We start from the raw sequence: 21,978 nt of genomic DNA, 5'->3' as shown, positions 1-21,978 counted from the left end.
CAGGCCGACCCGGCCGGCCTGGGCCAGGTCGACGGCGTAGTAGTCGGTGTCGGAGGTATTTGCGCTGAGTGTCGAACCCGAGACGGTGGTGGCCAGGGGCACCACGGTCGCGGCCGAGGTGGTGCTGTTGGGCTCGAGCTCGACCGGCGCTGCGCTCAGCGTGGTGTTGAGGGTGTAGGTCTTGCCCCAGCTTGCCTGGAGCCTCTCGCCGTAAACCTTGATGTAGGTTCTGCCTGCGGGAAGGAAGGTGCCCTGGGCGGCGAGTCGGATTCCGTCGGAGTCTGCACCGGTGAGGTCGAAGTTGTAGAGGCTGGCGCCGTTGGCATTCAGGATGCTGAGCGTATAGAGCCTGCCGGTGCCAAGACCTGCGGGGAACTTGAAGTTCAGGCCGACCCGGCCGGCCTGGGCCAGGTCGACGGCGTAGTAGTCGGTGTCGGAGGTATTTGCGCTGAGTGTCGAACCCGAGACGGTGGTGGCCAGGGGCACCACGGTCGCCGCCGCCAGGGTGCCGTTGGGTTCGGCTTCCGTAGTAGCAGCTGAAGAGGGTGTAGCCGTCAGGAGCGAGAGAAGCACCGCCAGAACTACGAGGAGCGCGGTGCGAGCGGGACTGACAGTACGAAGAATGGCTCCGACCCTATGTGCTGGCAATTTCTACCCCTGAATGGTGTGCATGCTATGTCGCGATCGACACAGTCAATGGAAAGCTCCTGCTCAAGGTAATCGGAAGTCCGCGCCTTGTCCTACAGAAATACGTCAAGTGGCTCGGTTATGACGTCGGCGAGATAATTCCGAGTAATCGACGAGATGCTTGCGAGTAATTGAGCAGGAGGTTGCGGGTATTTTCCGCCACGTCGGCCGTTCTTTCTCGAAGGTCCACGTCGAAGTGATCTCATCCCGTGCTCAGGCGAGGAGACGCAGCACCTTGTCCACGGTGTTGATGTTCCGCGTCGTGGACGTCGACGCATACCGGGCGCGGGCGAGGAGCTTCGCCACGGGCACCTCCGTCGACTGACCCTTGGGGGAGAACCAGCTGATCGCCGTGCCGCCCGGGAGCACCGTGGGCTGAGCGGCCAGCGCCGCGGCGTCACCGAGGAACCCGTCCCGTTCGGCGCGACCGGTGAAGAACGTCACGTAGGTGTGGACTCCTCCCGGCGGTCCCGGCGGTCCCGGCGGCTCGGGGACCGCGGCGGCGATGCCCACCAGGTCGGCGCGCTCGACGACGATCACCCACGCCTCGTAGCCGAAACGGCGACGCAGCGCCTCCTCGATGCATTCCTTGAGATCGGCGGGCGCCAGGGCGGAGGAACAGGTCACATTGCCGCTGGCCAGCACCGTGGCCACCTCCGTGACGGGAAGACCGGTGAGTTCGTCGCGGACGTCGGCCATATTCAGGGTGACCGCTCCGACGTTCACCCCGCGGAGGAAGACGGCGTACCGGAACCCCGCAGCGGGTTCTGCCATGTCAGTCCGCCGCCTTCGCGACCGCGAGGGTCAGCTGGCGCGCGGCGTCGGAGACGACTTCCGCGTGGATCCGTCCGGGCTGCCGCGTGAGGCGTTCCATGGGCCCGGAGATCGAGACCGCGGCGATGACGCGCCCGGACGGGCCGCGGACCGGTGCCGACACCGATGCCACGCCCGCCTCACGCTCCCCGAGGCTCTGCGCCCAGCCCCGCCGGCGGACGCCGGCGAGGACCGTCGGGGTGAAGCGTGCGTTCTGCAGTCCCTTGAGCAGCCGGTCGTGGTCCTCCCACGCCAGGAGGCACTGCGCCGCCGAGCCGGCCTTCATGGACAGCTGGGTGCCCACCGGGATGGTGTCGCGCAGGCCCACGGGGCGCTCCGCGGACGCGACGCAGACGCGCCAGTCGCCCTGCCGCCGGAAGAGCTGGGCGCTCTCGCCGGTGGCGTCGCGCAGGCTCAGGAGGACGGGCCCTGCTGCCGCGATGAGCCGGTCCTCGCCCGCAGCGGAGGCCAGTTCCACGAGCCGGCTGCCGAGCACGAAGCGACCCTGGATGTCACGGCCCACGAGGCGGTGATGGGCGAGGGCGAGGGCGAGCCGGTGCACGGTCGGTCGGGCGAGGCCCGTCGAAGCGACCAGTTGCGCGAGGGTGGTAGGTCCGGCCTCGAGGGCGTCGAGCACGAGGGCGGCCTTGTCGATGACTCCGACGCCGCTAGAATTGTCCATAGGATGATATTGCCGTCTCATAATCTGAGACGCAAGCCGTCGGACTGGCACTCTCCGATGCGTGGCTGGTTGAGTTGATGCACCAAGGGTCGGGACGGCGGACACCCCGCCGCCGTGGTCCACCGGAACAGAGAAGGACGATCGTATGGGCAAGACACTGGCAGAGAAGGTCTGGGACGCGCACGTCGTCCGCAAGGGCGAGGTCGTCGGCGCGGAAGCTCAGCCCGATCTTCTCTACATCGACCTGCACCTGATCCACGAGGTGACCTCTCCGCAGGCCTTCGAGGGCCTCCGCCTGGCGAACCGGCCCCTGCGCCGTCCGGACCTGACGATCGCCACCGAGGACCACAACACGCCGACCCTGGACATCGACAAGCCCATCGCCGATCTCACCAGCCGCACGCAGATCGAGACGCTGCGCGCGAACTGCCGCGAGTTCGGTGTCCGGCTGCATTCGCTCGGCGACGCCGAACAGGGCATCGTGCACGTCGTGGGACCCCAGCTCGGTCTGACGCAGCCCGGACTGACCGTGGTCTGCGGCGACTCCCACACCTCCACGCACGGGGCCTTCGGAGCACTCGCCATGGGCATCGGCACCTCCGAGGTGGAGCACGTGATGGCCACCCAGACGCTCTCCCTCAAGCCCTTCAAGACCATGGGCATCACGGTCGAGGGCACCCTCAAGCCCGGTGTCACGTCGAAGGACATCATCCTGGCGATCATCGCGAAGATCGGGACGGGCGGCGGGCAGGGCTACGTGCTCGAGTACCGCGGCTCGGCGATCCGCTCCCTGTCGATGGAAGCGCGCATGACCATCTGCAACATGTCGATCGAGGCGGGGGCGCGGGCCGGCATGGTCGCTCCGGACGAGACCACCTTCGACTACCTGCAGGGCAGGCCCCATGCGCCGCAGGGTGCCGACTGGGACGCCGCCGTCGCCGACTGGCGGAACCTGCGCACCGACGACGACGCCGTCTTCGACGCCGAGGTCTTCCTCGACGCGGACGACCTCGAGCCCTTCGTGACCTGGGGGACCAACCCCGGCCAGGGCGTCTCCCTCTCGCAGGCTGTGCCCTCACCCGACGACTTCGCCGACGAGAACGACAAGGCCGCGTGCAGCCGGGCGCTGGACTACATGGCCCTGGAACCGGGCACCCCGATGAAGGACATCCGGGTGGACACCGTCTTCCTCGGCTCGTGCACCAACAGCCGCATCGAGGACCTCCGCATCGCGGCGGACATCATCCGCGGCCGGGAGAAGGATCCCGCCGTGCGCATGATGGTGGTCCCGGGCTCGGCGCGGGTGCGCCTGCAGGCCGAGGCCGAGGGACTGGATCGCGTGTTCAAGGACTTCGGCGCCGAGTGGCGCTTCGCCGGCTGCTCGATGTGCCTCGGCATGAACCCCGACCAGCTGGCACCGGGGGAGCGCTGTGCGTCGACGTCGAACCGGAACTTCGAGGGACGCCAGGGCAAGGGCGGTCGCACCCACCTCGTCTCGCCCGTGGTCGCCGCCGCGACCGCGGTCCGCGGCACCCTCAGCTCGCCGTCGGACCTGGCACCGCATCCCGGTAACGGGGCGCATGCCGCCGAGTCCACCGTCCCAGCAGCCTAGGAGAGCGCCATGGAGAAGATCACCACGCACACCGGCATCGGCGTCCCGCTGCGCCAGAGCAACATCGACACCGACCAGATCATCCCCGCCGTGTACCTCAAGCGCATCACGCGGACGGGCTTCGAGGACGCCCTCTTCGCCGGCTGGCGCAAGGACGAGGACTTCATCCTCAACCGGGAGCCGTACTCGCGCGGTTCCGTCCTCGTGGCCGGGCCGGACTTCGGGACCGGTTCGTCGCGTGAGCACGCCGTCTGGGCACTGAAGGACTACGGCTTCAAGGCCGTCCTGTCCTCGCGCTTCGCGGACATCTTCCGCGGTAACTCGGGTAAGCAGGGCCTCGTCGCCGCGCAGGTCGCGCAGGACGACATCGAGCTCATCTGGAAGATCCTCGAGAACGAGCCGGGGGCCACGGTCACGGTGGACCTCGAGTCGCGGATGGTGCACTGCGGGTCCGTGAGCGCACCCTTCCAGCTCGACGACTACACACGCTGGCGGCTGCTCGAGGGTCTGGACGATATCGGGCTCACCCTGCGGCAGGAGGAGCACATCACCGCCTTCGAAGCCAGCCGCCCCCGCTGGAAGCCGACGACGCTCCCGGCTCGCACGTAGGCGCTGCGCGCCGGGAGCAGCCGGACCCGGCGGGAGCCGCTGTCGTGCAGATCACGCCGCCGGGACCCGTCCGCGAGGAATGGCGACGCACCCGCGCTGGTTCCTCTCTGGAAACAGGGAGTGCACGAAGTACCCTTGTATTTCTGTCTGCTCCGTGGTTCTCCTATGCTTGGAACGAGCATTTTCGAGTCCGCAGGGGTTCAACGTAGAAGGAAAATAGGTATTCATGGGTAGCGTTCTGACCATCCGCGGCGGCATCCCGCTGACCGGCAAGGTATCCGTCCGCGGTGCGAAGAACCTGGTCCCGAAGGCCATGGTCGCCTCCCTGCTCGGCAACACGCCGTCGGTGCTGCGCAACGTCCCGGAGATCAAGGACGTCGACGTCGTCACCAGCCTGCTGCAGCTGCACGGTGTGACAGTGACCAAGGATCCTGTGACGGGCGACCTCACCATGGACCCCAGCGACGCCAAGATGGCACGCTCCAAGGACATCGACGCCCACGCCGGCGACTCCCGCATCCCCATCCTCTTCTGCGGGCCCCTGATGCACAGCATCGGCGAGGCCTTCATCCCGGACCTGGGCGGCTGCAAGATCGGCGACCGCCCGATCGACTACCACCTCGAAGTCCTCCGGAACTTCGGCGCCGTCGTGGACAAGCGTCCCGGAGGCATCTCCATCTCCGCCCCCAAGGGTCTGCACGGCGCAAAGCTCACGCTGCCGTACCCGAGCGTCGGTGCCACCGAGCAGGTGCTCCTGACCGCCATCCGCGCCGAGGGCATCACCGAGCTGTCGGGTGCCGCCGTCGAGCCGGAGATCATGGACCTCATCGCCGTCCTGCAGAAGATGGGCGCCATCATCACGGTGCAGACGGACCGCGTCATCCGCATCGAGGGCGTGAAGGAGCTGACCGGCTACAACCACAAGGCCATCTCCGACCGCAACGAGACGGCGTCGTGGGCCTCTGCCGCTCTGGTCACCCGGGGAGACATCTACGTGGAGGGCGCGCGCCAGCTCGACCTCACGGCCTTCCTCAACACCTACCGGAAGATCGGCGGCGCCTTCGACGTCGACGACGACGGCATCCGCTTCTACCACCCGGGCGGCGCGCTGAAGCCGCTGGTGCTCGAGACGGACGTGCACCCCGGCTTCATGACGGACTGGCAGCAGCCCCTCGTCGTGGCCCTGACCCAGGCCACCGGCGTGTCCATCGTGCACGAGACGGTCTACGAGAACCGCTTCGGCTTCACGGAGGCGCTGATCCGCATGGGCGCCAACATCCAAGTGCACCGTGAGTGCCTCGGCAGCGTGCCGTGCCGCTTCGGCCAGCGCAACTTCCTCCACTCCGCGGTGATCTCCGGGCCCACCCAGCTCCACGGCGCCGACATCGACGTGCCCGACCTGCGCGGAGGCTTCAGCCACCTGATCGCGGCCCTCGCGGCCGAGGGGGTCTCCCGGGTCACCGGCATCGAGCTCATCAACCGCGGCTACGAGCGCTTCCAGGACAAGCTCGAGGGCCTGGGCGCCGACTTCGACATCACGGAGGACGCCCCGGCTGCCGCCGTGGCTCTCTCCTAGGCGACCCGGCACATGGGGGAGTCACGGGGCTCGCGCGCCATGTTCACGTTCCTCGCCTCCTGGGTGAGGCCCGTCATGAACGCACTGATGGACAAGGAATGGCAGGGGCAGGAGAAGCTGCCCCGCGGGACGGGCATGATCGTCTGCCCGAACCACGTCACCGAGATCGACCCGGTGGTCGTGGGTCACTTCCTGTACAACCAGGGGATCATGCCGCACTTCCTCGCGAAGGCGTCACTGTTCGACGTGCCCGTGGTGGGGTTCCTCCTGCGGTCCATCAAGCAGGTACCCGTGGAGCGCAGCTCCGCCGGCGCCAATCGTTCCCTCGAAGCGGCACGGGACGCGCTGGCCGACGGCGGCGGGATCATCATCTACCCGGAGGGTACCCTCACCCGGGATCCCGGCATGTGGCCCATGAAGGGCCGCACCGGAGCGGCCCGCCTCGCCCTGCAGACGGGGGCGCCGGTGGTGCCCATGGCACACTGGGGCGCGCACGAGGTCTTCCCCCGCTATGCCAAGCGCTTCTACCTCTTCCCGCGCAAGCGGTCCCGGGTGCTGGTCGGTGAACCCGTGGACCTCTCCGAGTTCCGGGACGCCCCGCTGACGAAGACGACGCTCGACGCGGCGACGGACCGCATCATCGATGCGATCACGGAGCTGCTCGCGGAGCTGCGCGGAGAGGAACCGCCGACGGAGCGCTGGGACCCCGCGCGGAAGCAGCAGAAGCGGACCGGGCGCGATTTCGAGGCACAGGACGACGACGGGCAGCCCGATGCGCCCCTGGACGAAGGGACACCGTGACGATCCGAACCGACGTCCGCGCGACGCCGCCTGCGAAGATCGCGGTGCTCGGGTCCGGCAGCTGGGGGACCACGTTCGCCAAGGTGCTGGCCGATGCGTCCGCGTCGACCGCCGTCATGCTCTGGGCCCGCCGCCCGGAGGTGGCCGACGAGATCACCGACGACCACCGGAACTCCCGGTACCTCGGGGACACCCTGCTTCCCGGGAACGTCACGGCCTCGGCCGACGCGGAGGCCGTCCTGGCCGGGAGCGACCTCGTGGTCCTCGCCGTACCCGCGCAGACCCTGCGAGCCCAGCTCCCGGCGTGGCGCCCGCTCATCCCGGCCCACGCCGTCGTCGTGTCCCTGATGAAGGGCCTGGAGGTGGGCACCGATGCCCGCATGAGCGAGGTGATCGCCGAGGAGCTCGCGCTGCCGGCGGAGCGGATCGCCGTCGTGTCCGGGCCCAACCTCGCCATGGAGATAGCCCGTGAGGAGCCGACGGCTTCCGTCGTCGCGTGTCCCGACCACGACACGGCGACGTGGATCGCGGCCGCGAGCACGGCCTCCTACTTCCGGCCCTACACGTCCACGGACGTGATCGGGGTGGAGATCGGCGGGATCGTGAAGAACGTCATCGCCCTGGCCGTGGGGATCTGCGAGGGGCGCCGCATGGGCGACAACACCAAGGCCTCCGTGATCACGCGCGGACTCGCCGAGACCACACGCCTGGCCGTGGCGCTGGGCGGCAAGCCCGAGACGATGGCAGGCCTCGCGGGCATGGGCGACCTCATCGCCACCTGTTCCTCGGCGCTCTCGCGCAACCACACCGCCGGGCACCTGCTGGGCCAGGGACTGACCCTCGAGCAGGTGACGGTGCGGATGAACCAGACGGCGGAGGGCATCAAGTCGGCCCAGGCCGTGCTCGACCTGGCCACCCAGCTCGGCGTCGACATGCCCATCACCGGCAGCGTGGTAGCCGTCCTCCAGGGGCACCTGTCCGTCAACGACCTCGGGCCACGCCTGCTGGCCCGCAACCTCAAGCCGGAAGGCGATTCCGCACCGTGACCACCGTGACCACCGAGACCCCCGCCTCCTCCCGCAAGCCGCGCGTGCTCGTCCTGTTCGGCGGACGGTCGAGCGAGCACGCCGTGAGCTGCGTGACCGCCGCCGGTGTGCTGGAGGCCATCGACCGCACGCGCTACGACGTGGTGCCGGTGGGCATCGCCAAGTCGGGGCAGTGGTCCCTCGTCTCCGCCGACCCGTCCACGTGGTCGCTGCGCTCCGACGTCCTGCCCGAGGTTCCCACCACAGGGCACGCCGTGGTGATGGGAACGGCGGCCGACGGCAGCGCGGGCCAGGAACTGCTGGTCGCCGCCCCCGGGGCGGTGCCGCGCAGCATGGGCAGTGTCGACGTCGTGCTTCCCCTTCTGCACGGTCCGTTCGGCGAGGACGGCACGCTGCAGGGCATGCTGGAGATGGCCGACATGCGGTACGTCGGTGCCGGCGTGCTGGCGTCCGCGGTCGGGATGGACAAGCACTACATGAAGGTCGTCTTCTCGGCGGCCGGCCTCGAGGTCGGCCCGTACGAGGTGGTGACGGACCGCCAGTGGCGCACCGACGCCGAAGCCGCCCTCCAGCGCGCCGCCGCCCTCGGCTTCCCGGTGTTCGTCAAGCCGGCCAGGGCAGGGTCCTCCATGGGCATCAGCCGGGTCGAGGGGATCGGCGATCTCGGGGCCGCCATCGAGGCCGCGCGTGTCTTCGATCCCAAGGTCGTCATCGAGGCCGGCATCGAGGGACGGGAGATCGAGGTAGCCGTCCTGCAGGGCCGCGGCCTCGACGCACCGCGCACATCCCTTCCGGGCGAGATCGCGATGCAGCCCGGCGACCACGCATGGTACGACTTCGAAGCGAAGTACGTCGACGGCGCCGCCGCGGAGCTGTCCTGCCCCGCGGACCTCCCGCGCGAGGTGATCGACCGCGTGCGGCGGCTCGCCGGCGAGGCCTTCGACGCGATCGGCGGCGAGGGTCTGTCCCGCGTGGACTTCTTCTACACGCCCGACGGCCGCCTGGTCATCAACGAGATCAACACCATGCCCGGGTTCACGCCGATCAGCATGTATCCGCAGATGTGGGCGAAATCCGGCCTCGGCTACACGGAACTCATCGACGAACTGATCGGCCTGGCCCTCGACCGCGGTACCGGACTGCGCTGACGGCGGGCCGTCCGGGTCCCTGAAGGGGTGCCCGAGCGGCATCCGGACGGAGTTCCTAGGCCAGCGCCAGGACGCCGAGGAGCGAGACGCCCGCCAGGAACAGCGTCGATACCGCCCCCACAACTGCGAAGCGCCCGCCCGTGCGGAGCAGGCGCCGGACGTCGATGCCGGCCCCGAGACCGAACATCCCGGCAGCCAGCAGGATCGTGGTCAGCGTGCGTCCCGCATCGAGGACGGGTCCGGGCAGGACGCCGAGCGACTGCACGAGGACCATGGCGAGGAACCCGACGACGAACAGGGGCACGAGGGGTGTGCCCGGACGCAGGGAGAGCCGCCCGTCGTCGGTCCCCTCGGTCCCGGCCGCCGCGGCCGCGGTCGCCCGCCGTCGTTCGCCGATGCTCGCCACCGCCGCGACCGGTGCCAGCATCAGGACCCGGCCGAGCTTGACCACCGTCGCCGCTGCGAGCGCGGTGGCCCCGGCGGTGCTGGCCACGGCCACTACCTGCGCCACCTCGTGGACGGCGAGCCCCGACCAGATCCCGAACTCCGTCGCATCGAGGCCGAGGACCGCGTTGAGCAGCGGCAGGACGAGGATCATGAGGGACCCGTAGAGCGTGACCATCGCGACGGCGGAGGCCACCTCGTCGTCGTCGGCGTCCACGATGCCCTGCATCCCCGCGACGGCGGACGCGCCGCAGATCGAGAAGCCTGCTGCCATGAGCAGCGCGCCGGCGCGGCTGAGGCCGAGCCGTCGGCCCACCCACTGTGTGGTGTAGAAGCTGCCGGCGACGCACGCGACGATCAGCAGGATGACCTGGGGGCCCAGGGCCAGGATGTCCGGAAGGGCCAGCTGGAGCCCCAGCAGCACGACGCCGGCGCGGAGCAGGCGCTTGGTCCCCCCGCCGATGCCCGTGCGGAGCGTCGCCCCGTAGAACCCCGAGTTGCCCAGCAGGATCCCGAGCACCAGGGCGATGACCAGGGCACCGAGCACGGTCTGGACGCTCGCCAGCACCAGGGACGCGGCCACACCGGCGGCCATGACGAGAAGACCCGGGACCCACGCCCGAAGCTGTGGGTCCCGGGTCTCCGGGGTGGTGCTGCGGCTGCTCATCCGGGGGTCGATCCTTCCGGCCGCCCGGAGGCGGCGTGGTGCTGTCCGGATCGATTGTGCCAGAGGGAGGACTCCCTCCCCGGCCGGCGGCGGCCTCTTGCGACGGCCGTCAGATGATGGTGTCCGTCAGCGCATTGGGTGTGCCGAACCGGTGGGCCGTGATGCTGATCGCCTGCTCCTGCAGGAACGGCAGCAGCTCCACGCGGCCCGACTCGGTGACGGGCTGCGCATAGATCGCCAGATCGGGTCGGCCACCGGTCGCGGCGGCCAGCGGTGCCGGGTCCTGGCCGATGAGCCGGACGCGCCGTACGGGGAGCGAGGCCGCCCGGGCCAGCCAGGCGCCGTCGTCCTCGGTCGTGACGCTCTCGGCCTGGGCCTCGACCACGGTGCGGAGCGCGTCGGGAAGCTCGGTGGCGCTCGATACCGCGATCGGTGCATCGGCGGCGCGTGCGGCGAGGAGGACCCGCACGAGGTCGGCGATGGGCGCACCCTCGGCCAGGCGCATCGTCACGGGGTGGGCGAGGTAGCGGAAGAGGTTCCGTTCCGCCGACAGCGCCGAGATGTCCTTCACCTGCCCGAACTCGCTGTTCCAGCTCGCGGCATCCGACGCCGCGGAGCGTTCGAGGCGGGCGAGGTCCGTCCCGCTCAGGCCGGCGGCGCGGGCCGCGGTGAGCAGGGGAGCAGCTCCGGCGAGGGGAGCGTCAGTGGCGGTCGACTGCCGCGGGGACCAGGAACCGAGGCCCACGAGGTAGTTCGGGCCGCCGGCCTTCGTGCCCGCTCCCACCGCCGACTTCTTCCAGCCGCCGAAGGGCTGGCGCTGGACGATCGCGCCGGTGATGCCCCGGTTGATGTAGAGGTTGCCCGCCTGGACGCCCTGGATCCAGGTGTCGATCTCCCGGCTGTCGAGCGAGTGGATGCCTGACGTCAGCCCGTAGTCGATGTCGTTCTGCAGGGTGATGGCCTCTTCGAGCGTCGCGGCGGTCATGATGCCGAGGATCGGGCCGAAGTACTCCGTCAGGTGGTACGTCGATCCGCGCTTCACGCCGTCCCGCACGCCGGGGCTCCACAGGCGGCCGGACTCGTCGAGCTGCTGCGGCTGCACCAGCCAGGACTCGCCCTCACCGAGCGTCGTCAGGCCGTCGAGGAGCTTTCCGGCGGCCGGTTCGATGACCGGACCCATCTGCGTCGCGGGATCCGACGGGTAGCCGACGGACAGCGACGTGACGGCGTCGAGGAGCTGGTTGCGGAAGCGCTGCGACGTGCTGACGCTGCCCACGAGGATCACGAGGGACGCGGCGGAGCACTTCTGGCCGGCGTGACCGAACGCGGACTGTGCCACGTCCTTCGCGGCGAGGTCTAGGTCGGCACTGGGCGTGACGATGATCGCGTTCTTGCCCGACGTCTCGGCGAGCAGCGGGAGGTCCGTCCTGAAGGAGCGGAACAGCTCCGCCGTCTCGTAGCCACCGGTCAGGATGACGCGGTCCACCCGCGGGTCGGAGATGAGCCGACGTCCGAGGTCGCGCTCGTCGACCTGGACCAGGCGCAGGACCTCGCGCGGCACGCCCGCGGCCCAGAGCGCCTCCACCATGACGGAGCCGGAGCGGCGCGCCTGCGATGCGGGCTTGATGATCACGGAGGACCCGGCGGCGAGTGCGGCGAGGGTGGAGCCGGCGGGGATGGCGACCGGGAAGTTCCACGGCGGTGTCACGACCGTGAGCCGGACCGGCGAGAACGAGGCGCCGTCGACGTCGTCGAGGTCCCGTGCGCGCTCGGCGTAGTAGTGCGCGAAGTCCACGGCCTCGGAGATCTCGGGGTCGGACTGGTCGAGGGTCTTGCCGGTCTCTGCGGCCATCACCTCCATGAGGTCCGCCCGGCGGGCCTCGAGGGCGTCACCGGCGCGGTGCAGGATCTCCGCGCGCTCCGCCCCCGTCAGGGAACCCCAGGACCCGGCCGCCTCCACGGCACCGGCGACGGTGTCCTCGAGGTCGGCGACCTGTGTGAGCGTGGTGGCGGCGACGGTGTCCTTGCCGAGGTCGGAGCCGGCGACGCGCTCGAGGATCGCCCGTCCCCAGTTGCGGTTGGCCGGAAGGGAGGGATCCGTGTCGGGTGTGTTCTCGAAGCCGGTGCCCGGATGGGGCGCTGCCGGGACGGTGCGATCCTGGCGGCGGTTCGGAGCGGGGACGGAATCGTCGAGCTGTCCGAGTGATGCGAGGAAGCGGTTCTTCTCGCGCTCGAAGAGGGCCTCATTGTCGGAGAGTTCGAAGACGGCGGACATGAAGTTGTCCTGGCTCGCTCCCTCCTCGAGGCGGCGGATGAGGTACGCGATCGCGACGTCGAACTCGCTCGGGTGCACCACGGGCGTGTAGAGGAGCAGCGAGCCGACGTCGCGCTTGACGGCCTCCGCCTGTCCCTGCGCCATGCCGAGGAGCATCTCGAACTCGATGCCGGAGCGGACGCCGCGTTCGCCGGCGAGCAGCCAGGCGAAGGCGAGGTCGAAGAGGTTGTGGCCGGCGACGCCGATGCGGACGTTGTCGATGCGGCCGGGCTGCAGCGCGTAGTTGAGGACGCGCTTGTAGTGGGTGTCCGAGTCCTGCTTCGAGCCCCACGTGGCGAGCGGCCAGTCGTGGAGGGATGCCTCGACCTGTTCCATCGGGAGGTTGGCGCCCTTGACCACGCGGACCTTGATGCCGGCGCCGCCCCGGGCCCGCCGGGCGGCGGCCCACTCCTGGAGGCGGATCATCGCGGCGAGGGAATCGGGGAGGTAGGCCTGCAGCACGATCCCGGCTTCGAGGTCCGTGAACTCGGGGCGTCCCAGGATCTCCATGAACACCGCGATCGTGAGGTCGAGGTCCTTGTACTCCTCCATGTCGAGGTTGATGAACTTCGGCTTCTCGGACCGGGCGGCGAGGGCGTAGAGGGGAGCGAGCTTCTCGGCGACGTGCTGCACGGCTTCCTCGAAGGCCCACGCCGGGTGCGGCGCGACCGTGGAGGACACCTTGATGGAGACGTAGTCGACGTCCGGCCGTTCGAGGAGCCGGACGGTGCCCTCGAGGCGGCGCTCGGCCTCGTGGTCGCCGAGCACCGCTTCGCCGAGCAGGTTGACGTTCAGGCGGATGCCCTCGCGCTTGATCCTGCCGATCGATCTGCCGAGCTTCGCGTCGGAGGCATCGATGATGAGGTGTCCCACCATCTCGCGCAGCACGCGGCGGGCGATGGGAATGACCACCTGCGGCAGCACCGGGGCGACGGCGGCGCCGACCTTCACGGCCGAGCGCATGTACCAGGGGAGGAAGCCGGGCACCTTCGGGGCGATGGCGCCGAGGTTGCGGGCCGCGACGGAGAGGTCCTCGGGTCGGATGACGCCGTCGACGAAGCCGACGGTGAAGGCGAGCCCGTCGGGGTCCTTGAGGACGCCGGCGAGCTGCTTGGCGGAGGAGTCGACGGGCACCTTCGACGCCTCGGTCAGCCAGTGCCGGACGAGGGCGATGGATGCGTCCGGCAGCGTCGCCGGGATCTCGGTGGTTCCGTCGGCGCCGCCGGAGAACCGGGGGGTCTCGTCGTCGCGCTCGGGGTGGGAGGCGGTGGACGGGACCAGGGGCGCCGGGGTGCCGGCGATGCCCTCGAGGGGCGGTGTCTGGGTTGTCATGGCAACGGCTTTCGGTTGAACGGCTTGCGCCGGGCACAGGATGAAGCAGCTACTTCACGTCCAGTATCCGCGGACCCGTAGGATTAGGAAAAGCGATGATTACCGAACGGTATTCGTTGGAAGAATCGAATCGACGGAGTGCCCAATGCTCGATCTGCGCCGACTGCGCCTGCTGCGCGAACTGGCGATCCGCGGCACCCTCGCGGACGTCGCCGCGGCCCTGAGCTACAGCCCGTCCTCGGTCTCGCAGCAGCTCGCCCTCCTGGAGAAGGAAGTGGGGGTGGAGCTGCTGCGGAAGTCCGGCCGCAGGGTGGTCCTGACCCCGCAGGCGGAGGTCCTCGTGGGACACACCGCGGAACTCCTCGAGACCCTGGAGCGGGCCGAGTCGGATCTCGCCGCCTCCCTGACCACGGTGTCCGGCTCGGTCCGCGTGGCGGTCTTCCAGTCCGCGGCCCTGGCGCTCATGCCGGAGGCGTTGACGGCCATGAAGCGGGACTATCCGGACGTGCGCGTGGAGATGGTGCAGCGCGAACCGGAGACCGCGCTGTACGAGACGTTCGCCCGCGACTTCGACCTCGTGATCGCCGAGCAGTATCCGGGTCACGCGGCGCCGCGGCACGCGGAGCTCGACCACATCCCCCTGACCGAGGACGCCATCCGGCTCGCCGTCCCGCCGCCCGGCCTGGACTACGCCGGGATCTCATCCGTCGCGGAGGCGTCGGGTGCCGCCTGGGTCATGGAACCGCGGGGAGCGGCGTCCCGGCACTGGGCGGAACAGGCATGCCGGCGGGCCGGCTTCGAGCCCGACGTCCGCTACGAGACGGCGGATCTCCAGGCGCAAATCCGGCTCATCGAATCGGGCAACGCCGTCGCCCTCATGCCGGACCTCGTGTGGACCGGACGGAGCGTGCCGGTGCAGCTCCTCGACCTCGACGACAGCCCCCGGCGCTCCATCTTCACCTCCGCGCGCACGGCCGGCGCCCGGAGGCCCGCGGTCCTGGCCGTCCGCGAGGTCCTCGGGCACGCCGCGGCCGGCGTGCGTCCTCCGCAGCAGGCGCAATAAACGGCACGCAGGACCCGTTAAGCCCTGAGACGCATGTTTTCGTGTCGCCCCGCCTCGCTTCTAAGGTTGTTCCATGTCCATCCAGTCCACGCAGCTCGGGTCCGCCTCCGTGCCTGCCACCATCGAGAGGGTCGTGGAGACCGTCCTCCCCACCCGGCACGGGACATTCCGCATGGTCGGCTACCGTGACAACGGCGGGACGGAGCACGTCGCGCTGGCGCAGGGGATCGACGACGACGCCCGGGGTACCGCCCACGCGGCACCCCTCGTCCGCGTCCACAGCGAGTGCCTCACGGGCGACGCGTTCGGTTCATGGCGCTGCGACTGCGGGGAACAGCTCGACGCCGCGCTCGCGGCCATCTCGGAGGAGGGCCGCGGCGTCGTGGTCTACGTGCGCGGACACGAGGGACGCGGGATCGGGCTGCTCGCCAAACTGAAGGCGTACGCGCTGCAGGACGAGGGCGTGGACACGGTGGATGCGAACACCGCCCTCGGACTGCCCGTGGATGCCCGCCGCTACGACCAGGCGGCCGAGATCCTCCAGGACCTCGGCATCAGCGCCGTGCGGCTGCTCTCGGGGAATCCCGCGAAGGAGGAAGCGCTGGAGGACCTGGGGATCAGTGTCCTCGAGCGCCGCGGACTGCCTGTGTCGGAGCGGTCGGAGAACGCGGCATACCTGGCGACCAAGCGTGCACGCATGCGCCACGACGCGGCGCCGGCCGACGACGCCTGGGCCTCGCTCCTCGACGGCACCGTCCCGGCGGCCCCCGCACCGGGCGAGGCGGAGGAGCTCACGCACCGCTACGGGTACCTCGCGGCCGCGACCGGGCAGATCGTCGTCGGACAGCTGCGCCAGAGTCTCGACGGCTTCATCGCCTCGCGGTCCGGCGACGCCGGCTTCCATGAGGATCGCGGCGACCACGGGCACCTCCAGCGGCTGCGGGCCCTGGCGGACGCCGTCGTCGTCGGCGCGTCCACGGTGCTCGCGGAGGACTGCTCACTCTCGGTCGACGACGTACCCGGCAGCAGCCCCGTGCGCGTCGTGCTCGATGCAGCGGCACGGGTGGACGCCGGCGCGCGCGTCCTGGCCGACGACGGCGTCCCGACCCTCTGGATCATCGCGCACGACGCCGCGGTGCCGGAGGCCCTGCCGGCCTCGGTGGAAGTGGTGCGGCTGCCCGCGGAGGACTTCGCTCCGCGGCGTGTGCTGGAGATCCTCGCCACGCGGGGTCTGCAGAAAGTGCTCGTCGAGGGCGGGGGCAACACCGTCTCGCGGTTCCTCGACGCCGGCCTGCTCGACCGGCTGTACCTGACCACTGCTCCTGTGCTGGTGGGCGACGGCGTGCCCGGTATCCGCTTCTCCGGCTCGGATGCCCTGGCCGAAGCGCGGACTGCGCCGGTACGGCGCTTCGTCTTCGGTCAGGACATCTGCACGGAGTTCAACTTCGCCGCGGTGCGGTAGCCGGGAGGGCTACCGCAGGACGATCAGGAGTCGTCGCTCAGCCGCTTGCTCTTGCCCTGCAGCCGATCGATGTGTTCGGACGCCTCGGCCTTGTTGATGTCCGCAGGGATCTCCTCGCCCGCCTCGCGTGCGAGGGTGTCGAGGTAGCTGCGCTGTGCTGCGGTCATCGGCTCGTCGCCGGTGACCCAGTCGGAGGGATCCCGTTCGAATCCACCCTCGGGCTCGGACGTCGGACTTCCCAGTGTGTCTGCCATATCGGTTCCTCTTCGCTCGTTTCCAGCGTGAGCCATCAGTGTACTTAGTTTCCGGGGAGCTCCACGCCCCGCTGCCGCAGCCGGCGCTCCGAGTGCGCGGCGAGGCGCATCCTGCCTCCGGCGTACGGCACGCCACCGCGGGCCCTGCTGGCGACGGCGAGCCAGCTGCACACCGACCGCTCGAGGAGCCAGGCCGGCGCCCACAGGGCGGCGGTCGGGCGGAACACCTGCCGTCCGCCCCGCCGTCGTCGGCCCAGTTCCGCGAGCGCGACGACGCCGATGCCTGCCGCGGCCAGGTGCCGCGCCGCCGGCCGGGCCAGGACGAGCGCCGGCAGCAGGCTCAGTTCGACGGCGAGCCTCGCGGGCTGCGCGAAGCTGTCATAGGCCTGCCGGACGCGCTGTCCGAGGAAGTGCCGCGACGAGCAGGGGAGCCGGGCCACGAAGAGGTCGTCGGCGCGCGCCTCGACGCCGCCGGCGGCACGCACCGTGCGGATGAGCTCGAGGTTCTCGAACAGGGCGTCGGCGCAGTAGCCGCCCGTCGCGCGCAGGGTGCTGCGCCGTACCGCCAGCGTCCCCGGGTAGTCGGAGGCCAGCGCGCGGTTGAGCAGGGTCCGCCCGGTGTCCCACTGCGCGTGCCACGGCAGGCGGGCGAAGTAGTTCTGCGGCCGCACGACGTCCGCGTCCTCGAGGAGCCCGAGGACGCGCTGCAGATCGGTGCGCCGGTAGCGGACGTCGTCGTCCGCCAGGACGACGAGCTCGTGCCGTGCCTCGGCCAGCCCGGTCAGGACGCCCTGCACCTTCCCGTTGCCGCCCTGCCGGACCCGCTCCGGATCGGGCCGGAGGTGGCGGACGTCCGGCGGGAAGGCGCGGGCGTGCCGGTCGAAGCAGGGGTCCGCCGAGCCGTCGACCACCGTGACATCGATCCAGCGCACCAGGTCCCGCAGGTACAGGGCCAGCTCGGCCACCGGGCCCTCGTCCGTCCACTTCAACGGCAGGATGTATTCGGCTGCGTAGCGCATGGGAGGTCGGCATGCTCCTCGTGCAACGGGTTTCCGGACCGGTTGTCCGCTTCCCTTCAATTACTAAGGGTGCTTACGGTGGGGCCGCAAGGAACCCACTTGCCGGATTGCCCGTAGACACCAGGAGGAACAGTGACGCAGCCAGCGCAGCAGCAGGAACCGCCCGGCACCACCGACGCCATGGAGCCGACTCCCGACCACGGTGAGCAGTCCTATCGCGGCACGGGCAGGCTTCTCGGCAAGAAGGCGGTGATCACCGGTGGCGACAGCGGGATCGGCCGCGCTGTCGCGATCGCCTATGCACGTGAGGGTGCGGATGTCCTCATCAGCTACCTGGACGAGGACGACGACGCGCGGGAGACGGCCCGCTGGGTGGAGGAGGCGGGACGGCAGGCCGTCCTGTTCCCCGGAGACCTCGCCGACCCGGCGACGTGCCGGGCCGTGATCGACAAGGCCGTGGAGCAGTTCGGCAGGGTGGACATCCTCGTCAGCAATGCCGCCTTCCAGATGACCCACGAGAGCATCGAGGAGATCCCCGACGAGGAGTGGGACCACACGATCGCCACCAACCTCAGCGCCTTCTTCCACCTCACGAAGGCCGTGCTGCCGCACATGGGGGCGGGGGGCTCGATCATCGGGTCCAGTTCGGTGAACTCCGACAATCCCGTGCCCACCCTGCTGCCCTACTCGGCGACGAAGGCCGGCATCGCCAATATGACGGCGTCCATGGCGCAGCTCCTCGCGGAACGCGGCATCCGCGCCAACTCGGTGGCTCCCGGCCCCATCTGGACACCGCTCATCCCTGCCACGATGCCGGAGGACCAGGTCGAGAGCTTCGGCCAGCAGGTACCCCTCCAGCGGGCCGGGCAGCCCGCCGAACTGGCTCCGGTGTACGTGCTGCTCGCCTCCGACGAGGCCAGCTACGTGTCCGGCGCCCGCATCGCCGTGACCGGAGGCCAGCCGATCCTCTGACCGGGCCCGCTTCGCCTTCCACGGACGCCCGGCGGCGGCCCGTGGTAGGCCCGGGCCCCTACCCCCTGAACATCGGCAGGGGAGCGCCCGCAACCCCTGGCTCGACGGCGAACAGGGCGCCCGCCTGCGGTTCGGACCCCTCCGGGACGTTCTCCTGCGTGGTCGTGATGAACAGCGTCGACAGGTCCGCCCCACCGAAGGCGCAGGCCGTCACATTGGTGACCGGGAGGTGGATGAGTTCCGAGAGCTTCCCCGAGGCGTCGTACCGGGCGATCGCGGCGCCCCCGTACAGCGCCGTCCAGATGCCGCCCTCCGCGTCGATGGCCATGCCGTCGGGCATGCCGAGCGCCGGCTCGACGACGGCGAAGGTGCGCCGGTCGGTGAAGCGGCCGCTCTCGACGTCGTAGGCGAGGGCGTCGATGCGTCCTGTCGGGGTGTCGCTGTAGAAGGCGGTATCGCCCGAGGGGGAGAAGTGGAGTCCGTTCGAGATGGTGCCTCCCGTCAGCACGGTGGACACCGAGTGGTCCGTCCCGAGGGAGTACAGGGTGCCGGCGCCGAATCCGCCCTCCCATCCCATCGACCCGCAGAGGAAGCGGCCGGCGGTGTCGCAGCCGCCGTCGTTCATGCGGACGGCCGGGTCGCTGAAGGCAGCCGGCCCCTCCTCGAGGATGGAGAACGACTCGTCGGCGAACAAAAAACCCCGTTCCACCCCGATCACGTAGCCGCCTGACGCACGGCCGCGGATGACACCCGCCAGGCGCGGATGCACGTCGTGCCTGTCGATGCTGCCGTCGTCGTGGCGGACCAGGACGTCGCCCTCCATCATGTCCACGAGCAGGAGCTCCTTCCGGCGCGGATCCCAGTAGGGGCCTTCGCCGTGGAAGGTGCAGACGTCGGAGATTTGCTCGGCCTTCACGGTGCCTCCTGTAGTGGTGCGGGTGCGTTCTGGAGAGGGGCGTCAGCCGCCCGAGGGAGCCGGGGTCGCATCGGCCAGGCCGACACACGCGCGGGTCTGCTCGACCCGCTCCACGGCGTCGCCGAGCTCGACGAGGACGGTGCTCGAGGCGACGTCGTCCGGGTCGAAGAGGACCTCGACGGCGGGGTCGCGTCCGTAGGTGGTGGCGGTCCAGGCCGGATCCCCCTCGCGGACCACCCAGTCGACGTCGTTCACCGTGACGCACGGATCGGTCGTGGGGCCGGGGACGTCCACGCCGCACCGCAGGACCACCTTGGAGGGGTCCCCCCAGGCGGACGTGGCCTGGCTGTTCGTGTCGCGCTGTTCGTTCTCGGCGACCGTCGGCGGCAGCGCGATCATCACCTCGGCGCACCGGGCATTCGCGGCGTCCTGGGCGGGGTCCACATCCACGACGGACGCGCAGCCCGCCACCCCCATCAGGAGGGCCGCGGCGGGCACCAGGAGCATTGCGGCGCGGGGGAGGGCAGACATGGTTCCACCCTAGTAGGTGGCCCGACGCCGGGTGGGAACGGCGTGCGCACGAGCACGACAAGGAACAGTCGAGCACGACACGGAAGACCCGTGCACGGCAGGAACCGGGAGCGGGAACCGGCCGCCCGTAAACTTCAGGAGCCGCAGTCCGTCTCAGCTGCCGGTACCATCCCCGCACCCCGGTGCCGCTTTCCCGCGGGCCGCGTGCGAGAGCCCGATCCGAGGAACCATGACCGCGCCCCACCGCCGCCCCCTGCCCGCACCCGCCCTCACGAGGACCCTCACCGGAGCCGCCGGCGCGCTCCTCGCTACCGCCGTCCTCGCCGCGCCGACAGCCGCCGTCGCGCTCCCGCTGTCACCCGCGATCGTCCCCGCCGTGGTCGCGCAGCAGGAGCCCGCCGTCGTCGAGCAGCCGCAGCCGGAGTCGACCTTCGTCGAGCCGGCCCCGGTGGTGCCCGATCCGACGGCGACGAGCGGGATAGACCCGGTCACGGGATTCGCCATCAACACCCGCACCGGGTTCCTGGTCCACCCGCCTACCGGCCACCTGATCGAACCCGGAACCGGGCAGCTCCTGTTCGCCGATACGCTCATCTACACGAACCTGCGCTACGACGCCGAGACAGGGCAGGTCGTCGATCCCGCCGGCGGGACGGCAGCACCGGAGCCCGGTGTGGGTGGTCCGACGGCGACGGCGTCGTCCGCGCCCTCCGCCACCGCGTCGGCCTCCGTACCCGCCACGGTCACACCCGCTCCCACGGTCGCTCCCGTACCCGTCGCGACGTCGGTCGCTCCCGTGGCGACCGCCTCGGCCAGTCCGACCCCGCGACCCAGCCGGTCGAGTACCCGCACGCCCTCGAGCAGCCCGGAGGCCGCGGTCGAGGAGGAGCGCACGTCGTCCCTGGCACCCGCTGCCTGGATCGGTGCCGGCGTCGTCGCCGTCGCGCTCGCCGTCATCGGTCTGCTGGCCGCGCGCCGACGCGGACGCCACCAGTCCTGACGCCCGAGCGCGGCCGGTAAGGTGCAAGATGTGAAAAATCTTCTGGTCACCGGCGGCGCCGGCTTCATCGGGTCCAATTTCGTGCACTACCTGATGGAGCGCACGGAGGTCTCCGTCACGGTGCTGGACAAGATGACCTACGCAGGCAACCACGCCTCGCTCGAAGGGCTGCCCGCCGACCGCTTCGAGCTGGTGGTCGGGGACATCGCGGACGCCGCCGTGGTGGATCCGCTGACCGAACGGGCCGACGCCGTCGTGCACTATGCGGCGGAGTCGCACAACGACAACTCGCTGCACGACCCCCGGCCCTTCCTGGACACGAACATCATCGGCACCTACACGCTGCTCGAGGCCGCGCGCAGGTTCGGCACGAGGTTCCACCACATCAGCACCGACGAGGTGTACGGCGACCTCGAGCTCGACGATCCCGCACGCTTCACCGAGAGCACGCCCTACAACCCCTCGAGCCCGTACTCGTCGACGAAGGCCGGCTCGGACCTGCTGGTGCGCGCCTGGGTCCGCTCCTTCGGCGTCCGGGCGACCATCAGCAACTGCTCCAACAACTACGGGCCGTTCCAGCACGTGGAGAAGTTCATCCCGCGCCAGATCACGAACGTGATCGACGGCGTCCGTCCCAAGCTCTACGGCGAGGGCCTGAACGTGCGCGACTGGATCCACGCGAACGACCACTCCTCGGCCGTATGGACGATCCTGGATCGGGGAGAGATCGGGCACACCTACCTGATCGGGGCCGACGGCGAGCGGAACAACAAGGACGTCGTGGAGCTGATCCTCACGGAAATGGGCTTGCCCGCCGACGCGTACGACCACGTGGTGGACCGCGCCGGCCACGACCTGCGCTACGCCATCGACTCGACGAAGCTGCGCACCGAACTCGGCTGGAGCCCGCAGTTCCACCACTTCGAGCAGGGCCTGCGCGACACCATCGCCTGGTACCGGGACAACGAGGACTGGTGGCGTCCGCAGAAGGCAATCACTGAGTCCAAGTACACCGAGCTGGGGCAGTGAC

General features: G+C 70.2%; 20 protein-coding genes. 11 read left to right on the top strand and 9 right to left on the bottom strand.

Annotation, left to right across the window (positions count from 1 at the left end):
- The 3 genes from ACX80L_RS13120 to ACX80L_RS13110 form a co-directional block, all read right to left on the bottom strand.
- A partial coding sequence (locus ACX80L_RS13120; RefSeq protein WP_459290158.1) for a hypothetical protein occupies positions 1 to 486 on the bottom strand: 486 nt, incomplete at its 3' end.
- Between the two features lie 414 nt (positions 487 to 900).
- On the bottom strand, positions 901 to 1,461 hold the full coding sequence (locus ACX80L_RS13115) for a DUF1697 domain-containing protein (RefSeq protein ID WP_459290156.1): 561 nt from the start codon (positions 1,459 to 1,461) through the stop codon (positions 901 to 903).
- A gap of 1 nt (position 1,462) precedes the next feature.
- Positions 1,463 to 2,182 (bottom strand): IclR family transcriptional regulator, encoded by a 720-nt coding sequence (locus ACX80L_RS13110; protein ID WP_133080752.1) that lies wholly within the window; start codon positions 2,180 to 2,182, stop codon positions 1,463 to 1,465.
- Positions 2,183 to 2,327: 145 nt separating this feature from the next.
- On the opposite strand from ACX80L_RS13110, the gene leuC reads away from it, so the two are divergent.
- From leuC to ACX80L_RS13080, 6 genes are all read left to right on the top strand, one after another.
- Positions 2,328 to 3,794, top strand: a complete 1,467-nt coding sequence (gene leuC / locus ACX80L_RS13105) for a 3-isopropylmalate dehydratase large subunit (RefSeq protein WP_459290154.1) — start codon at positions 2,328 to 2,330, stop codon at positions 3,792 to 3,794.
- 9 nt (positions 3,795 to 3,803) lie between these two features.
- On the top strand, positions 3,804 to 4,403 hold the full coding sequence (gene leuD, locus ACX80L_RS13100) for a 3-isopropylmalate dehydratase small subunit (RefSeq protein WP_133080750.1): 600 nt from the start codon (positions 3,804 to 3,806) through the stop codon (positions 4,401 to 4,403).
- Between the two features lie 226 nt (positions 4,404 to 4,629).
- Positions 4,630 to 5,979 carry a UDP-N-acetylglucosamine 1-carboxyvinyltransferase gene (gene murA / locus ACX80L_RS13095; protein WP_133080749.1) on the top strand — a complete coding sequence of 450 codons (1,350 nt, stop codon included), beginning with the start codon at positions 4,630 to 4,632 and terminating at the stop codon, positions 5,977 to 5,979.
- A gap of 12 nt (positions 5,980 to 5,991) precedes the next feature.
- Positions 5,992 to 6,780, top strand: a complete 789-nt coding sequence (locus tag ACX80L_RS13090) for a lysophospholipid acyltransferase family protein (RefSeq protein WP_459290152.1) — start codon at positions 5,992 to 5,994, stop codon at positions 6,778 to 6,780.
- A gap of 2 nt (positions 6,781 to 6,782) precedes the next feature.
- Positions 6,783 to 7,826, top strand: a complete 1,044-nt coding sequence (locus ACX80L_RS13085) for an NAD(P)H-dependent glycerol-3-phosphate dehydrogenase (RefSeq protein ID WP_459290170.1) — start codon at positions 6,783 to 6,785, stop codon at positions 7,824 to 7,826.
- Positions 7,823 to 8,974, top strand: coding sequence for a D-alanine--D-alanine ligase family protein (locus tag ACX80L_RS13080; protein WP_459290150.1), 1,152 nt, complete (start codon positions 7,823 to 7,825; stop codon positions 8,972 to 8,974). The genes ACX80L_RS13085 and ACX80L_RS13080 overlap by 4 nt, the downstream gene beginning before the upstream one ends.
- 55 nt (positions 8,975 to 9,029) lie before the next feature.
- On the opposite strand, the gene ACX80L_RS13075 is transcribed toward ACX80L_RS13080, so the two are convergent.
- Together ACX80L_RS13075 and ACX80L_RS13070 are read right to left on the bottom strand one after the other, a co-directional pair.
- Positions 9,030 to 10,085: a YeiH family protein gene (locus ACX80L_RS13075; RefSeq protein WP_459290148.1), complete on the bottom strand. Its 1,056-nt coding sequence runs from the start codon at positions 10,083 to 10,085 to the stop codon at positions 9,030 to 9,032.
- A gap of 109 nt (positions 10,086 to 10,194) precedes the next feature.
- The gene (locus ACX80L_RS13070) at positions 10,195 to 13,731 is read right to left on the bottom strand and encodes a bifunctional proline dehydrogenase/L-glutamate gamma-semialdehyde dehydrogenase (protein WP_459290146.1); all 3,537 of its coding nucleotides are present in this window, start codon (positions 13,729 to 13,731) and stop codon (positions 10,195 to 10,197) included.
- A gap of 145 nt (positions 13,732 to 13,876) precedes the next feature.
- Here ACX80L_RS13070 and ACX80L_RS13065 point away from each other — a divergent pair, with 145 nt between their 5' ends.
- Together ACX80L_RS13065 and ribA are read left to right on the top strand one after the other, a co-directional pair.
- Positions 13,877 to 14,794: a LysR substrate-binding domain-containing protein gene (locus ACX80L_RS13065; RefSeq protein ID WP_208739333.1), complete on the top strand. Its 918-nt coding sequence runs from the start codon at positions 13,877 to 13,879 to the stop codon at positions 14,792 to 14,794.
- Between the two features lie 73 nt (positions 14,795 to 14,867).
- Entirely contained in the window at positions 14,868 to 16,256 is a 1,389-nt protein-coding gene (ribA, locus tag ACX80L_RS13060) for a GTP cyclohydrolase II (protein WP_459290144.1), read from the top strand.
- 23 nt (positions 16,257 to 16,279) lie between these two features.
- On the opposite strand, the gene ACX80L_RS13055 is transcribed toward ribA, so the two are convergent.
- On the bottom strand, positions 16,280 to 16,510 hold the full coding sequence (locus ACX80L_RS13055) for a DUF3072 domain-containing protein (RefSeq protein ID WP_244185908.1): 231 nt from the start codon (positions 16,508 to 16,510) through the stop codon (positions 16,280 to 16,282).
- A gap of 44 nt (positions 16,511 to 16,554) precedes the next feature.
- The gene (locus tag ACX80L_RS13050) at positions 16,555 to 17,529 is read right to left on the bottom strand and encodes a glycosyltransferase family 2 protein (protein ID WP_459290142.1); all 975 of its coding nucleotides are present in this window, start codon (positions 17,527 to 17,529) and stop codon (positions 16,555 to 16,557) included.
- A 132-nt stretch (positions 17,530 to 17,661) separates the two neighbouring features.
- Between ACX80L_RS13050 and ACX80L_RS13045 the strand changes: the two genes are divergently transcribed.
- Positions 17,662 to 18,501 carry an SDR family oxidoreductase gene (locus ACX80L_RS13045; RefSeq protein WP_459290140.1) on the top strand — a complete coding sequence of 280 codons (840 nt, stop codon included), beginning with the start codon at positions 17,662 to 17,664 and terminating at the stop codon, positions 18,499 to 18,501.
- A gap of 58 nt (positions 18,502 to 18,559) precedes the next feature.
- On the opposite strand, the gene ACX80L_RS13040 is transcribed toward ACX80L_RS13045, so the two are convergent.
- A complete protein-coding gene (locus ACX80L_RS13040) occupies positions 18,560 to 19,417 on the bottom strand; it encodes an SMP-30/gluconolactonase/LRE family protein (protein ID WP_459290138.1) in 858 nt (285 codons plus the stop codon).
- Between the two features lie 42 nt (positions 19,418 to 19,459).
- Positions 19,460 to 19,948 carry a DUF3515 family protein gene (locus tag ACX80L_RS13035; protein ID WP_133080740.1) on the bottom strand — a complete coding sequence of 163 codons (489 nt, stop codon included), beginning with the start codon at positions 19,946 to 19,948 and terminating at the stop codon, positions 19,460 to 19,462.
- Between the two features lie 229 nt (positions 19,949 to 20,177).
- Between ACX80L_RS13035 and ACX80L_RS13030 the strand changes: the two genes are divergently transcribed.
- Together ACX80L_RS13030 and rfbB are read left to right on the top strand one after the other, a co-directional pair.
- Positions 20,178 to 20,948, top strand: a complete 771-nt coding sequence (locus ACX80L_RS13030; RefSeq protein ID WP_133080739.1) for a hypothetical protein — start codon at positions 20,178 to 20,180, stop codon at positions 20,946 to 20,948.
- Positions 20,949 to 20,978: 30 nt separating this feature from the next.
- Positions 20,979 to 21,977, top strand: coding sequence for a dTDP-glucose 4,6-dehydratase (gene rfbB, locus ACX80L_RS13025; protein WP_133080738.1), 999 nt, complete (start codon positions 20,979 to 20,981; stop codon positions 21,975 to 21,977).
- Position 21,978: the final 1 nt, after the last annotated feature.

The sequence above is a fragment of the Arthrobacter sp. MDT1-48-3 genome, from assembly GCF_054511015.1.
The sequence above is the reverse complement of the archived record's forward strand: the minus strand, read 5'-3'. Positions and strand labels throughout refer to the sequence as shown.